Here is a 14,116-nt window from a genome sequence, read left to right as displayed (position 1 = left end):
AGACAATAAAAGGTTTAATAAGTCATTGCCACATTGCTATAAAAATCATCAACCTATTGGATACTTATCATCACTTTTATTGATAAAATGACAAAAAGCACTTGATTTTTTAACAATAAAAGTGCATAGTTATAAGCTTGTTTTTCAATGCTTAATTAAGATTAGGCACATTCATTTTAAATATGTATATCTAAACATTTTTAAATCACTTATATTGCAACACAAGGTGAACATAATGGCAAAAAAACTGGTTGTAGGCTTGGTGGGTTGGCGTGGCATGGTGGGTTCGGTACTCATGAATCGCATGATTGAAGAAGGCGATTTTAACCACATCATTCCTGTATTTTTTTCAACCAGCAATGCAGGCGGACAAGCACCTGATTTTGGCAATGTCATAGCAGCTGACACACTAAAAGATGCAAATGACATCAGCGAACTTGCCAAATGTGATGCCATCATCACCTGCCAAGGTGGCGACTACACCAAAGCAATACACCCTATGTTGCGTCAAAGTGGCTGGCAGGGTTACTGGATTGATGCAGCAAGCTCACTTCGTATGGACGATAATGCAGTCATCATCTTAGACCCAGTAAATCGTGATGTGATTGATGATGCCCTAGCAAACGGTCAAAAAGACTTTATTGGTGGCAACTGTACAGTCAGTTTGATGCTGATGGCTATTGGCGAACTCTTTCGCCGTGATTGGGTAGAATGGGTATCAGCAATGACTTATCAGGCAGCCAGTGGTGCTGGTGCTGCTAATATGCGTGAACTTATCACAGGCATGGGTGTGCTGAATGATAGCGTGGCACAAATGCTTATTGACCCAGCCAGTGCCATCTTAGAAATTGACCGTACCATCGCCGACACTCAGCGTTCAGATGATTTTCCAAAACAAAATTTTGGGGCGGTATTGGCAGGCAGTTTAATCCCATACATTGATAGCCAACTTGATAACGGTCAATCTCGTGAAGAATGGAAAGGCCAAGCAGAGACCAATAAAATTCTTGGAAAATTTGGCAATGAGTCCATCAATATTGATGGTATTTGTGTGCGTGTTGGTGCAATGCGTTGCCACAGCCAAGCTCTGACCATCAAACTCAAAAAAGACATTCCACTTGCTGATATTGAACAAGCCTTGCGTGAAAGTGATAACCCTTGGTTAGATGTCGTAGAAAATGACAAACCAGCCACCATGCAACGCCTGACACCTGTGGCTGTTACTGGCACACTGGGTGTGGCAGTAGGACGACTGCGTAAAATGAACATGGGTGGCGAATATTTGACCGCATTTACTGTGGGCGATCAGTTGCTATGGGGTGCCGCTGAACCGCTTCGTCGTATGCTGGCAATCATTCAAGGTCGCATTTAGTTTTAGGCTTTGATGATGGATTGGACATTTAAAGATGCACGCTATTTTGGCGTGCATCTTTATGTTATGATATGCAACACTCAATAAATTTGACAATCAATTTTATGAATACAACCACCCACCTCATCTACGCTGGCGGTACTTTTGGCAGTCATGGTGTACCACTATCACCCTTGCCTGCCGAAATTTTTTTACCAATTTTAAAAAAAGAATGCCTAGCAAAAATACCAAACACTGCCATTGACATCTTGCCAACCACATCTGTTAAAGACAGCAGCACGCTCACACCCAGTGATTTTGTAGAATTTTATCGCTTAATTTTGATGGCATATGCAAAAGGCGTGCGTCGTTTTGTGTTGATTACAGGGACCGATAGCCTAAGCTTTTTATCCGCTTTTTTAGCCAATGCCTTTGCTGATTTTACTGACATCAGCCTTGTCATTACAGGCAGTATGCAGCCACTACTCATCAGCAACAAACCCACCCATACCATCAATGAGATTTCTGATGCTTGGTCAAACCTACACGAAAGTATCATTGCCACAACCCAACATACGGGTGTTTTTGTACAATTTCATCACAAACTTATGGACGCATTTGACACCCAAAAACTAAACAGCCAAGAACATGATGCATTTATTGGCAAATTGGCAAATACTGCATTATTAAAAACCGACCAAACGGTTTTTAATAAACCATTGGTGGCTAAACTTGCTGAGCTACCTACCATGATCAATCATGCCAAAGACATACAAATCACGGCCATCTATTGCCTGCCCAATGATGTCGCCAACCTTGAATATCAATTTGATCATTTAAGTCAGCAAACCAAAGCGGTTATTCTAATTGGTTTTGGTGCAGGCAATGTACCATCCTCGCAAAAGCTGATTGATATCTTAAAAAAACTACAAACCAAAAAAGTGCGTGTCATTTGCACTACCATGTGTGCATTTGGCGGTACAAATGACAATTATATGGCAGGTGCTTGGCAATATGAATATGGCATTGAACCAAGCAAACTTGGCGTTGCAGGAATTTATGGGCAAACACTATGGCAGGCACTACAATGACACAAAACACGCAAACTTATGCCATTGGGGTTGAGTTCATCGGTACAAATTATCGTGGTTGGCAACGCCAACAAACTGTAGATAGCATTCAAGCACGCCTAGAATCCGCCCTATCTAAAATTGCCAATGAGCCCATTGAAGTCATCGCAGCAGGGCGTACAGATGCGGGCGTACATGCAGGAAATATGGTTGCTCATTTTACCACGACTGCTCATCGCACCGAATATAACTGGATGCGTGGGGTCAACACCCTACTGCCTGATGATATCGCTCTACGCTGGATTACCCCCATGCCGTTTGACTTTCATGCACGCTTTGGGGCGATAGCCAGACGCTATCGATACATCACACTCAACCAACCCCATCGCCCTGCCATTTTACGCCATCAAGTAACCCATGTTTATGAACCACTTGATATGGATAAAATGGCACAAGCAAGCAAGCTGCTTATAGGAACGCACGACTTCACCAGCTTTCGGGCGGCACAATGCCAGTCCAATCAACCTGTGCGTACGGTAAGCCATGCCAAGCTGTTTCAGCACGGTGCATTTTTGGTGTTAGACATACAAGCAGATGGGTTTTTGCACCATATGGTGCGAAACATCATGGGAGTGCTGTTTGCCATTGGCAAAGATGAGCTTGGGGCAGATGAAATCACACGGCTCATAGCCGCCAAAGACCGTACGCTTGCCCCACCAACCGCTTCGGCCGATGGGTTATATTTCATCAATGCTTATTATCCCAAACGCTTTCAAGAGCTGTTGCCCAACATGCCATCAACACCGTTATGGCTTGGGCTTTTTGATCAATAAAATGGTCAACTTATCAGATTAGGTTTTGACCATAAAACCCAATAAAGACAACAAAAGGGCAATACCGTGCCATTTAATGAATGAGCACCAAATTTTAACCACAAAAACTCTTTGCAACTGCTGTCGCCTACCAGCTTTTGCCGACATAAATCCAAGACTCAACCAAAAACCTAGCTTTTAAGGAAAATATCAGCTATAATACCACTTTCATTTTTAACTTAATTTGACTTATGGCCAAAAAAGACGACATCATTGAATTTGAAGGCGAAGTAATTGATACCTTGCCAAACACCCTTTTTAAAGTCCGACTAGATAACGGACACGAAATCATCGCTCACATCTCTGGCAAAATGCGTAAGCACTATATTCGCATTTTGACTGGTGATAAAGTCAAGGTTGAAATGACCCCTTATGATTTATCAAAAGGTCGCATTACTTATCGTGGCAAATAATTAATCAAAGCTAAACCCAACCTTCTGGTTGGGTTTTATTTGTTTTTGGTGCAATATTTTGTGCAATGATGAAAAATCATCTCATTCATCATTATCCACTTATTCATTCATGGCTTATCATAGCCTATATATCTTGACCTTGTGCATATACCGATTTTATCCAACGACCAATGTCCTTAATCTGCTGTAAACACACTTGATGTGCCATCGGGTAGGTGCTAAATACTGGGTTTAATCCCAATTTTTCTAATGACGATTTGGCTTGCTCACCTAAAATTTTTGGGACAATGTCATCATAATCACCATGATCAATTTTCACCAAAATACCATCATTTACCCCTACATCTTTAATCTCATTCTTAGTGGCAAAATAAGTTGATAACGCCAGCAGTCCGCCCAGCTGATAAGGCGTGGTAAAAGCATGATGATATGCTATCGCACCACCTTGCGAAAAACCTGCAATGATGATATTTTTGGTAAGAATACCATTTGCGATTTCCTGCTCAACCAGCTTATCAATGGCTCTGGCAGATGCTTCAATCTGAGCAGTATCTACTTTTCTATCCAGCGTCATCTCAATAATATCATACCAAGCAGGCATGACATAGCCCCCATTCACCGTAACAGGAATCTGCGGTGCGTGCGGAAATATGAACCGCACCGCCAACTCTCCCAAGCCCAATTCAGGCACAATAGGCTCAAAATCATGACCACTTGCCCCCAAACCGTGCAACCAAATAACGACATGCTTAATAGGCTGATTGGCAGGGTTGTGTTCAACAGCCACAAAAGGTAATAATTCACTCATATTCATCTCTCATTTTATTTCATACCAAACCAACAACATCATAACACAGCCATTAACTTTTCCCAACATTTGCCCAAATAAATTTGCCAAAGTTTTTCACAATTTTACCAAAAAACCTTTATAATTATCATCAACAAATTAATAAACAAATTTATCCAATGAAAGGTAGGCACTCATGCAGTGGAAAGGTCGCAGACAAAGCTCTAACATTGAAGACCGTCGTGGCGGTCGTGGCAAGATGGGTGGCATCAGTATTTTTGGCTTGATTTTAGCACTCATCGTATGGAAAGTATTTGGCATCAGCCCTGAGACCACACTTGGCATCACTCAGACCATCACCCAAAACAGCCAAGCCGACCACAATATTGGCAATGAGACTGCTGAGCAGGCGGAATCTCGTGAGTTTGTGGCCACTGTTTTGGCAGATACTGAAGATGTATGGACAAGCATTTTTCAGCAATTAGGCAATACCTACCAAGCACCAAAACTGGTGATGTTTAGCGATATGGTTCAATCGGCCTGTGGTTCAGCAACCTCAGCAAGCGGTCCATTTTATTGTCCAGCTGATCAAAAAATTTATCTTGATACTTCATTTTTTAAGGCAATGCGTACACAAATGGGCATCACAAGCGAACGCAATCAAACAGAGCTTAGTCATCAAGACCAAGCTGCCGACTTTGCTCAAGCCTATGTGATTGCCCATGAGGTTGGCCATCATGTGCAAACTTTACTTGGTATCTCTGGTCAAGTTCGCCAAGCACAGGCACAAGCAAGCGAATCTACTGCCAATAATTTATCTGTACGCATGGAGTTACAGGCCGATTGCTTTGCAGGCTTATGGGCAAGGCACAACCACGAACGCACGCAATTTTTACAAAAAGACGACATTGAAGAAGCACTTGACGCTGCTGAAAAAATTGGTGATGACTACCTACAACACAAATCGCATGGCCATGTTGTTCCAGACAGCTTCACACATGGCACAAGCAAACAACGCCAACGCTGGTTTTATCGTGGATTGGAATCAGGCGATATCAAACAATGTGATACTTTTGCCATCCGCGAGCTTTGATTCATTGACTAATAAGCATTTGAGTGATCCAATTACTCTAACAAGCCATCAATCCCAAAAAAATCATCATAAAAACAACAGTGATTGGCAAACCATCAAAATTATGATAACTTATGCCAATCACCAATCATCTTTTATCAATTTCTTATGGATACAACACCTATTTTACCTGACGAACTGATACAGCTTGCGATGCGGTTTTTTGATGAACATACTCACAAACCCATCAGCATCAATCCTGATGTACTGGCTTATCGCTGGGTGGGTGGTGAGCGTGGTCATCTTGCACCACTTGATGTGATGTTTGGTGTGGATTTAGAAGATTTGATTGGCATTGATGACCAAAAACACAAACTCATTGATAATACACTTCAATTTTTAGCAGGACTGCCCGCCAATCATGTGCTAATGACAGGAACACGAGGTTCTGGCAAATCATCTCTCATGCGTGCTTTACTCAAAAATTATCATCAAGATGGATTGCGGATCATTGAAGTATCTCGTGATGATTTATTGCATTTGGGTAAAATTCGCCAAGCCATCAAAAAATCGCATCACCACAACAACCCTAATCGCTACATCGTATATTGCGATGACTTGGCATTTAACACCGAAGATGAAAATTACCGCACCCTAAAAAGCATACTAGATGGCGCACTGGACAGCGAACAAGAGCATTTGCTTGTCTATGCCACCAGCAACCGACGCCATCTATTACCACAAACAATGAAAGACAATGTCAATATCTACAACGGTCAAACAGACGAGATAAACCCATACGAAACCATTGATGAAACCGTATCACTTTCTGACCGTTTTGGCCTTTGGTTGTCATTTCACCCCATGAATCAAACAACCTACTTAAACATTGTAAAAAATTACCTTGAAAAACAAGGTCTAACCATGAACGATGACACACGCCAAGCAGCCCTAACATGGGCTGGCAACCGTGGTGGTCGCTCAGGTCGCATTGCCCATCAGTTTAGTCGGCACTGGGTTGGGCAGCAACAACTAACCCACCTTAACAAAAACAAACATCATTAAAAAAAAGTAAATTTTTCATGCTTTTGGTTGCATTAAAATTTGTCCAGAAAGTCTTATTGCAACAAAATACTTGTTTTGCCTTTTAATCATTTGGCAAATCATCAAAATAAGCGAGTGTATTTTCACCGCAGTCTGGTTCACGATACCAAAAAACCAACTTATCACACCAAGTCAATTAGTAAGCGGTCGATGATTTTTATTTACCTTTGCCTTATAAATTTATGAATAAAAAAACAGATCGCACCAGCAATCTGTTTTTTTGTTTATCAGACTTAAAGTTGGTTGATCAAATCATGACAAGTTTGATGCTTGTACCAAAATCTTAGTATATTCTTCTTGTGGATTTTCAAAAATCTGCTGAGATGTCCCCATTTCCACCACACGCCCTTCACTCATGACAATCACACGGTCAGATAAAGCACGCACCACCGACAAATCATGACTGATAAAGATATAGCTTAGACCATACTTATGCTGTAAGTCATTTAATAGCTCAACCACTTTAATTTGCGTTGAACGGTCAAGTGCTGATGTTGGCTCATCTAATAGGACAAATTTTGGCTCAAGAATGATTGCACGCGCAATTGCGATACGCTGACGCTGACCACCAGAGAATTCATGCGGATAACGGTTAATCATCGCAGGCGACAAATTAACCTCGGTAAGCACCCTAGCAACTTTCTCACGACGCTCATCAGCACTCATTTGTGGGTAATGCACCGTCAGACCTTCTGCGACAATCTCACCCACCGTCAAGCGGGGTGATAGCGAGTTAAATGGATCTTGAAATACCATTTGCATGTCTTTTTTGAGTGATTTTTGCTCAGCATCTAAAAAGGTGCGAATGTTTTTACCATGAAAACAAATATCACCACTTGATTCAACGATCTGCATGATGGCACGCCCCAAGGTGGATTTGCCAGAACCAGACTCACCCACAATGCCTAGCGTCTCACCAACTTTTAAGTCAAGCGAAATACCTTTAACCGCATTAAAAACCTGCGTTGGCTTACCCAAAAAATTACGCTTAATCACATAATCCACCTTGACATCATCAGCAGTGATGATTCTAGGTACATCATCACCGATGGCAGGCTTGTGCCTCTCTGGGATTGGGGTAAGCAATTCAATGGTATAAGGGTGTTTTGGATTGTTAAATACGCTTTGGGTTGTTCCACGCTCAATAATCACCCCATGTTGCATGACACACACATCATCGCTATATTTTTTAACAAGACGCAAATCATGTGAAATCAAAATAATCGCCATGCCCATGTCTTGTTGCAATTCACGCATCAAATCCAAGATTTCTGCTTGCGTAGTAACATCCAATGCAGTAGTAGGTTCGTCAGCAATCAATAAATCCGGCTCATTGATGATCGCCATGGCAATCATGATTCGCTGTAATTGACCACCAGAAAACTCATGCGGATAGCAATCCATTTTCTTATCAGCGTTAGGAATTTTAACCTTTTGCAGAGTTTTTAATGCCAGCTGAGTGGCTTTTGCACCGCTGATGTTTGGGTTGTGAATTGAGACTGCTTCGGCAACCTGCTGACCGATTTTCATATAAGGGTTGAGCGATGTCATGGGCTCTTGGAAAATCACACCGATACGCTTACCACGAATCTTACGCATCTGGGATTCAGATTTCTCCAAAACCTCCTCACCTTCAAACAATACAGATGAAGCCTCTCCATAGGTAACAATATTTTTTGGCAAAAGTTGCATGATTGCCATGGAAGTAACGGATTTACCAGAGCCCGACTCACCGACAATTGCCAGTGTACGACCAGATTCCAGCTCAAACGATGATGATTTTACCGCATGAATCAGCTCTTCATCTGTCTTTAAATAGACATCAAGATTTTTTACTTCTAATAGTTTCATCATCACATCCTATTTGTCTTTTGGGTCAAGTGCATCACGCAGACCATCACCGATGAAGTTAAAACAAAACAATGTAACCACCAAAAATACCGACGGTACAATCAATTGCCACGGTGCAACCTGCATGGTTTGAGCACCTTCTTGTAGCAATGCACCCCAGCTGGTCATAGGCTCTTGCACACCAAGCCCCAAGAAACTTAGAAATGATTCAAACAAAATCATGCCTGGCACAACCAACGATGCATAGACCACAACCACACCCAAGACATTTGGCACAATGTGGCGTGTGATGATTTTCCAGTTTGATACACCTGTAACATGTGCAGCAGTGATGAACTCTTTATTTTTTAGACTTAAAGTCTGTCCACGAACCATACGCGCCACATCTAGCCAAGAAACCAAACCAATCGCCACAAAAATCAAGAATATATTACGACCAAACAAAGTTACCAGCAAAATAACAAAGAACATGAACGGAAAGGCACTCAGCACTTCTAAAAAACGCATCATCAGCATATCAATCTTACCGCCTGCATAGCCTGATATCGCCCCATACACCGTGCCAATCAACACCGCTACAAACGCCCCTGCAATGCCCACCATCAAAGAAATACGCCCACCAATAGCAACACGCACGAGCAAATCTCGGCCAAGTGTATCTGTGCCAAAATAATGACCATGTTCAGCTGATGGTGCAACACCCATATTAGCCCAGTCGGTATCAGCATAGCCAAATTGAGATACCATCGGTGTGATGATCACAAAAGCGGTAACCATGACCAAAATGATAATACTGGCAATCGCTGCTTTATTGCGTCGAAATCTACGCCATGCATCTTGCCAAAGACTACGACCTTTAACAGTAGCTGATAACGACTCTTGCACTGTGTTTGTATGTATCGACATATCACATCCTTATCAATATTTAATTTTTGGGTCAATCACAGTGTACAAAATATCTACAATCGCATTAAAGGCAATCGTCAATACACCCACCAAAATTGTCAAACTCAGCACCAAACTATAATCACGGTTCAATGCCCCATTGACAAACAACTGTCCAATACCTGGCAAACCAAAAATTGTTTCAATCACAATTGATCCTGTAATGATACCCACAAATGCAGGACCCAAAAAAGAAATGACAGGCAACATCGCAGGACGCAAAGCATGCTTTAATACAATATGCGACATTGGCAAACCCTTAGCGTGTGCTGTGCGTATAAAAGGACTATTTAGCACCTCAATCATCGAACCACGCATGACACGAGCAATGCTTGAAGTGTATGCAATCGCAAGTGTCCCAACAGGCAAAATCATGTTTCTTAACGCACCGTCATTCCAACCACCAGCAGGTAGCCATTGCAAAGTAACAGCAAAAAGTAGTACAAGTAGTGGTGCTTTAACAAAACTTGGCATGACCACACCCGTCATCGCCACTGTCATCAATGAATAATCAAAAAAACTATTTTGCTTTAAGGCAGCAATCACGCCCAGCGTAATACCCAAAAGCAGTGCAATGATAAATGCCCAAACACCAATCTCCACCGACACAGGTAAAGACTGCGAAAGTAGCTCATTAATTGTATAATCTTTATATTTAAAAGAAGGGCCAAAATCAAAATGCAAAAACAGCTGTTTTAGATAATTTAAAAATTGCAACCACATTGGGTCGTTTAGGTGATATTTGGCTTCAATATTTGCCATCACTGCAGGGGGGAGATTACGCTCACTTGTAAAAGGACTTCCCGGTGCCAATCGCATCATAAAAAATGAAATGGTGATGAGAAAAAGCATCGTCGGAATCGCTTCGAGCGTACGCTTAAAAATCAGCTTAAACATATAAAACCTCGTGTTTGTACATCCATTATTAAAATGCTTACTGTCCAAATAAGCATCCTTGGACACACTCCTTGTATCAAATTGCATCATCATTGCAACAGCAATTTGTTAATTGTTAAACATCAGCTACCAAAAAAAAAAATGGTTGCTTATGTTTATTTTTGTAAGTTTAATTTGCGGAGAAATTATACATGATTGACTGTGATTTGTGTGTATTAATTCACCAAATAATGATAAATCTTTACCATTTTTTATTAAAAATAAAAATGAACAAAATATTTTTAATCAATTTCATTCATCATCATAAAAAACTTTATAGATATCAGCAAGCAATCTTTTTCATCATGTCATCATGCACCGCTTTCATACCACCACATCAATCCTATTGACCACAAAAAACCAATCACAGGCATTACGCCTATGATTGGTAAAAAACATCAGTTGATTAGTGTTTTAGGACTTTTAAGTCTTTGACATGCCATTGGCTTTGTGGGTCTTTATCAGAGAACCCTACAATATAAGGCTTCACTAGGCGTGGAGATACATATTGATAAACAAAGATGGTTGCCGCCTCTTTATCCAGCACTTCCTCAGCTTGACGGTACAGTTCAGCACGCTGTTCTGGCGTTACATCAGCACCTAAGGTTTTTGCCATGATACCATCAAAGGCTTGACTGCTATATTTACCATAGTTACTTGAATCTGTAGAAACAAAAGTATTTAAGAATGTTGATGCTTCGTTGTAATCTGCACACCAACCGCCACGAGACATCTGATGTTTCTGATTACGGCGAGTTTCTAAATAAGTTTTCCACTCTTGGTTGGCCAAAGATACCTCAACAAAACCAAGCGCATCTTTCCAAAACGCTGCTGCTGCCACTGCTAAAGTTTTGTGCTGTTCACTTGTGTTGTACAGCAGTTCAAATTTCAGCGGGTTAGATTCATTATAGCCAGCCTCATTCAGTAATTTTTTGGCCTCTTCAATGCGTTTGGCTTTATCCCAAGCTTTCCATTCTGGCGTGTAGTTGTTGATGCCGTTCGTAGCTTCTGGGGTAAACTGATAGGCCACTTTTTGACCTTGACCCATAATCTTATCCACTACTGTGTCTCTATCCATTGTCAATGACAATGCTTTACGCACACGCACATCATTAAATGGTGCTTTGGTATGGTTAAATTCATAATAATAGGTGCATAGCTTTGGCTGAATCTTAACTTGGTCACCAAGCTCGCTTTGTAGCTGTTTAAATTGTGTCGGTGGCAGTGCATCAGCAGTAACATCAATCTCGCCAGCTTTGTAGCGTTGGACATCTGTGGTATCCGATGAGATGGCAAGCAAAGTTACTTGGTTGATGGTGGTATTGGCGTCATCGTAATAGTTTTTGTTACGCTCAAGGACAATGCGTTCGTTGACTTGCCATTCTTTTAGACTGTATGGACCATTGCCCACAAAATTACCAACATTTGTCCATTTATCACCATGCTGTTCAACCGCTTTTTGGTTCACAGGTTTTACAGCAGTATGGAACAGTGCGTCTGGGAAATATGGTACAGGCTCAGACAGTGTTACTTCCAGCGTCTTATCATCAATCGCTTTTACACCCAACATCTCAGGTTTAACCTTGCCATCAACAATGTCTTGGGCATTCACAACTTTTAGACCTGACAAATAAGTAGCATAAGGCGATGCTGTCTTAGGGTCAACCAATCGGCGAAAACTATAAACAAAATCATTGGCAGTTACAGGGTCGCCATTTGACCACTGGGCATCACGCAGTTTAAATGTCCATACTTTATTATCAGAGGTTGACCATTCGGTCGCCATACCTGGAACAGTTTTGCCTTCAGCATCTGTTGAGGTTAAACCAACCAACATTTGGCGTAAGATATTTGACTCAGGTACGCCAGATGCTTTATGTGGATCTAAAGTCTCAGGTTCTGCGCCGTTGTTAATAACAATCTCTTGTTGCTCAGCAAGGTCGCCCGCTGCCACATCCACCTTGCTGGTATCGCCTTTATTTTCAGCAGTTTGGGTTTTTTGCTCACCACCACAACCAAAAAGTGCAGCAGTTACAGACAATAATAATGCCGATGGCAAAACTTTTGAACTCATAACAATATCCTTATGATAAATAAAAAATAGTCATCTTTAAGCAAAATGATCAATGACTGGGTGTATATATAATCCAACAACCCATCAAAAGTCAAGAAATTTGTTAAAAATTGTAGTTTTTTTCATCAAATAGTAATAATTCTTTAATAAATCTTTTTAACTTTCATCTGCACAGACAAATCCAATAAAAAACCCACCAGACAACAGTGGATTTTTTATTGAAGTTAAAATACAAAATCAGGCAATTAATGATCGTAAGGATCTCTTAGTACGATGGTCTCTGCACGGTCTGGACCTGTTGAGATGATGTCCACAGGACAGCCAACCAATTCTTCAATACGCTTGATATAAATTTTGGCATTTTCTGGCAAGTCATCAAACTTGGTAATGCCGATGGTTGATTCATTCCAACCTGCCAAAGTCTCATACACAGGTTCTACTTTTTCATAAAACTCTGCATCATAAGCACCAGCGCACTCACCCTCTGCAACCTGATATTCAGTAGCGATTTTAATCTCGTCCAAGCCATCTAACACATCTAGCTTGGTCAGACAAATGCCAGACATAGAATTTAATACCACCGCACGACGCAAACTCACCGCATCAAACCAGCCACAACGACGAGCACGCCCTGTTGTTGCACCAAATTCATGACCCACCTTCGCCAAGTGCGCACCCACATCATCAAACAGCTCGGTCGGAAAAGGTCCTGAACCCACACGAGTGGTATAAGCTTTTGTAATACCAAGCACATAGTCAAAGTACAACGGGCCAAGACCTGTACCAGTTGCGACACCACCTGCTGTCGTATTTGAACTGGTAACAAATGGATAGGTACCATGGTCAATATCCAGCAATGTACCTTGTGCACCCTCAAACATCAAGTTCTCGCCTGCTTGACGACGGCTTTCCAACTCTTCGGTAACATCAACGACCAAATCTTTTAGCTCTTTTGCCCACGCTTGGCACAAGGCCAGTGTTTCGTCATAATCAATCGCCTGAACTTTATAGTACTGGGTCAAAGCAAAGTTGTGGTATTCTAAGATTGATTCTAGCTTTTGTGGTAAATCTGCACGAAATAAGTCAGCAACTTTAAGAGCTCGGCGAGCCACCTTATCTTCATAAGCAGGGCCAATACCACGACCTGTCGTACCGATTTTGGCATTGCCACGCTGTAATTCACGAGCTTGATCAAGTGCGGTATGATATGGCATGATGAGTGGACACGCTGGGGAGATACGCAGGCGTTCACGCACAGGCACACCTTTTTCAATCAACCCATTCATTTCTTTTAATAATGCATCAGGAGCAAGCACCACGCCATTACCAATAAAGCAAGTAACACTTTCGCGTAAAATGCCTGATGGAATTAAATGCAAAACAGTCTTTTCACCACCCACAACCAGCGTATGGCCTGCATTATGACCGCCTTGATAGCGTGCTACCGCAGTTGCTTTTTCGGTCAGCAAATCTACAATCTTACCCTTGCCTTCGTCGCCCCATTGGCTACCAAGTACAACAACATTTTTACCCATGATTTAGCCTCGTTTAATTGAACAATAGATAAATTAATAATTAAGTTGATAATAAAATTAAAAAGTTAATAATAAAACTAAAAATGACATTTTTAATGACGCATCA

12 protein-coding genes are annotated in these 14,116 nt (G+C 41.5%); 6 read left to right on the top strand and 6 right to left on the bottom strand.

The genetic code is table 11. The features are described 5' to 3' along the window. The first annotated feature begins 235 nt into the window (after window positions 1-235). From asd to infA, 4 genes are all read left to right on the top strand, one after another. Window positions 236-1,372, top strand: coding sequence for an aspartate-semialdehyde dehydrogenase (gene asd / locus U9670_RS02760; RefSeq protein ID WP_323842492.1), 1,137 nt, complete (start codon window positions 236-238; stop codon window positions 1,370-1,372). Between the two features lie 104 nt (window positions 1,373-1,476). Continuing rightward, on the top strand, window positions 1,477-2,442 hold the full coding sequence (locus tag U9670_RS02755; protein WP_323842491.1) for an asparaginase domain-containing protein: 966 nt from the start codon (window positions 1,477-1,479) through the stop codon (window positions 2,440-2,442). Next, on the top strand, window positions 2,424-3,254 hold the full coding sequence (gene truA, locus U9670_RS02750) for a tRNA pseudouridine(38-40) synthase TruA (protein WP_416381468.1): 831 nt from the start codon (window positions 2,424-2,426) through the stop codon (window positions 3,252-3,254). Before U9670_RS02755 ends, truA begins: the two co-directional genes overlap by 19 nt. Before the next feature lie 230 nt (window positions 3,255-3,484). After that, window positions 3,485-3,706, top strand: a complete 222-nt coding sequence (gene infA / locus U9670_RS02745; protein ID WP_029102801.1) for a translation initiation factor IF-1 — start codon at window positions 3,485-3,487, stop codon at window positions 3,704-3,706. A gap of 124 nt (window positions 3,707-3,830) precedes the next feature. Here infA and U9670_RS02740 read toward each other — a convergent pair whose 3' ends face one another. Beyond that, complete coding sequence (locus U9670_RS02740) at window positions 3,831-4,514, bottom strand: alpha/beta hydrolase (protein WP_323842490.1); 684 nt, start codon at window positions 4,512-4,514, stop codon at window positions 3,831-3,833. Between the two features lie 175 nt (window positions 4,515-4,689). On the opposite strand from U9670_RS02740, the gene ypfJ reads away from it, so the two are divergent. Further along, window positions 4,690-5,586 (top strand): KPN_02809 family neutral zinc metallopeptidase, encoded by an 897-nt coding sequence (gene ypfJ / locus U9670_RS02735; protein WP_323842489.1) that lies wholly within the window; start codon window positions 4,690-4,692, stop codon window positions 5,584-5,586. Window positions 5,587-5,733: 147 nt separating this feature from the next. Next, window positions 5,734-6,630, top strand: coding sequence for an ATP-binding protein (locus U9670_RS02730; RefSeq protein WP_416381467.1), 897 nt, complete (start codon window positions 5,734-5,736; stop codon window positions 6,628-6,630). Window positions 6,631-6,921: 291 nt separating this feature from the next. Here U9670_RS02730 and U9670_RS02725 read toward each other — a convergent pair whose 3' ends face one another. The 5 genes from U9670_RS02725 to U9670_RS02705 all read right to left on the bottom strand — a co-directional run bounded on the left by U9670_RS02725 (window position 6,922) and on the right by U9670_RS02705 (window position 14,010). Next, the gene (locus tag U9670_RS02725) at window positions 6,922-8,520 is read right to left on the bottom strand and encodes an ABC transporter ATP-binding protein (RefSeq protein ID WP_323842488.1); all 1,599 of its coding nucleotides are present in this window, start codon (window positions 8,518-8,520) and stop codon (window positions 6,922-6,924) included. A 9-nt stretch (window positions 8,521-8,529) separates the two neighbouring features. Further along, the gene (gene oppC / locus U9670_RS02720) at window positions 8,530-9,426 is read right to left on the bottom strand and encodes an oligopeptide ABC transporter permease OppC (RefSeq protein WP_323842487.1); all 897 of its coding nucleotides are present in this window, start codon (window positions 9,424-9,426) and stop codon (window positions 8,530-8,532) included. A 12-nt stretch (window positions 9,427-9,438) separates the two neighbouring features. Beyond that, on the bottom strand, window positions 9,439-10,362 hold the full coding sequence (oppB, locus tag U9670_RS02715) for an oligopeptide ABC transporter permease OppB (RefSeq protein ID WP_323842486.1): 924 nt from the start codon (window positions 10,360-10,362) through the stop codon (window positions 9,439-9,441). Between the two features lie 445 nt (window positions 10,363-10,807). After that, complete coding sequence (locus U9670_RS02710; protein ID WP_323842485.1) at window positions 10,808-12,475, bottom strand: ABC transporter substrate-binding protein; 1,668 nt, start codon at window positions 12,473-12,475, stop codon at window positions 10,808-10,810. Between the two features lie 245 nt (window positions 12,476-12,720). Then, the gene (locus U9670_RS02705) at window positions 12,721-14,010 is read right to left on the bottom strand and encodes an adenylosuccinate synthase (protein WP_323842484.1); all 1,290 of its coding nucleotides are present in this window, start codon (window positions 14,008-14,010) and stop codon (window positions 12,721-12,723) included. Window positions 14,011-14,116 lie beyond the last annotated feature (106 nt).

It is taken from the genome of Moraxella tarda (genome assembly GCF_035181405.1).
Classification (GTDB): domain Bacteria; phylum Pseudomonadota; class Gammaproteobacteria; order Pseudomonadales; family Moraxellaceae; genus Moraxella.
Note: the sequence above shows the minus strand (reverse complement) of the source record. Positions and strands in the feature narration are given on the sequence as shown.

Bases quoted from the DNA above. Each gene is read 5' to 3' on its own strand.
- infA (WP_029102801.1), top strand. From the start codon at position 3,485: ATGGCCAAAAAAGACGACATCATTGAATTTGAAGGCGAAGTAATTGAT.
- U9670_RS02755 (WP_323842491.1), top strand. From the start codon at position 1,477: ATGAATACAACCACCCACCTCATCTACGCTGGCGGTACTTTTGGCAGT.
- oppC (WP_323842487.1), bottom strand. From the start codon at position 9,426: ATGTCGATACATACAAACACAGTGCAAGAGTCGTTATCAGCTACTGTT.
- U9670_RS02730 (WP_416381467.1), top strand. From the start codon at position 5,734: ATGGATACAACACCTATTTTACCTGACGAACTGATACAGCTTGCGATG.
- oppB (WP_323842486.1), bottom strand. From the start codon at position 10,362: ATGTTTAAGCTGATTTTTAAGCGTACGCTCGAAGCGATTCCGACGATG.
- asd (WP_323842492.1), top strand. From the start codon at position 236: ATGGCAAAAAAACTGGTTGTAGGCTTGGTGGGTTGGCGTGGCATGGTG.
- U9670_RS02710 (WP_323842485.1), bottom strand. From the start codon at position 12,475: ATGAGTTCAAAAGTTTTGCCATCGGCATTATTATTGTCTGTAACTGCT.
- U9670_RS02725 (WP_323842488.1), bottom strand. From the start codon at position 8,520: ATGAAACTATTAGAAGTAAAAAATCTTGATGTCTATTTAAAGACAGAT.
- truA (WP_416381468.1), top strand. From the start codon at position 2,424: ATGGCAGGCACTACAATGACACAAAACACGCAAACTTATGCCATTGGG.
- U9670_RS02705 (WP_323842484.1), bottom strand. From the start codon at position 14,010: ATGGGTAAAAATGTTGTTGTACTTGGTAGCCAATGGGGCGACGAAGGC.
- U9670_RS02740 (WP_323842490.1), bottom strand. From the start codon at position 4,514: ATGAGTGAATTATTACCTTTTGTGGCTGTTGAACACAACCCTGCCAAT.
- ypfJ (WP_323842489.1), top strand. From the start codon at position 4,690: ATGCAGTGGAAAGGTCGCAGACAAAGCTCTAACATTGAAGACCGTCGT.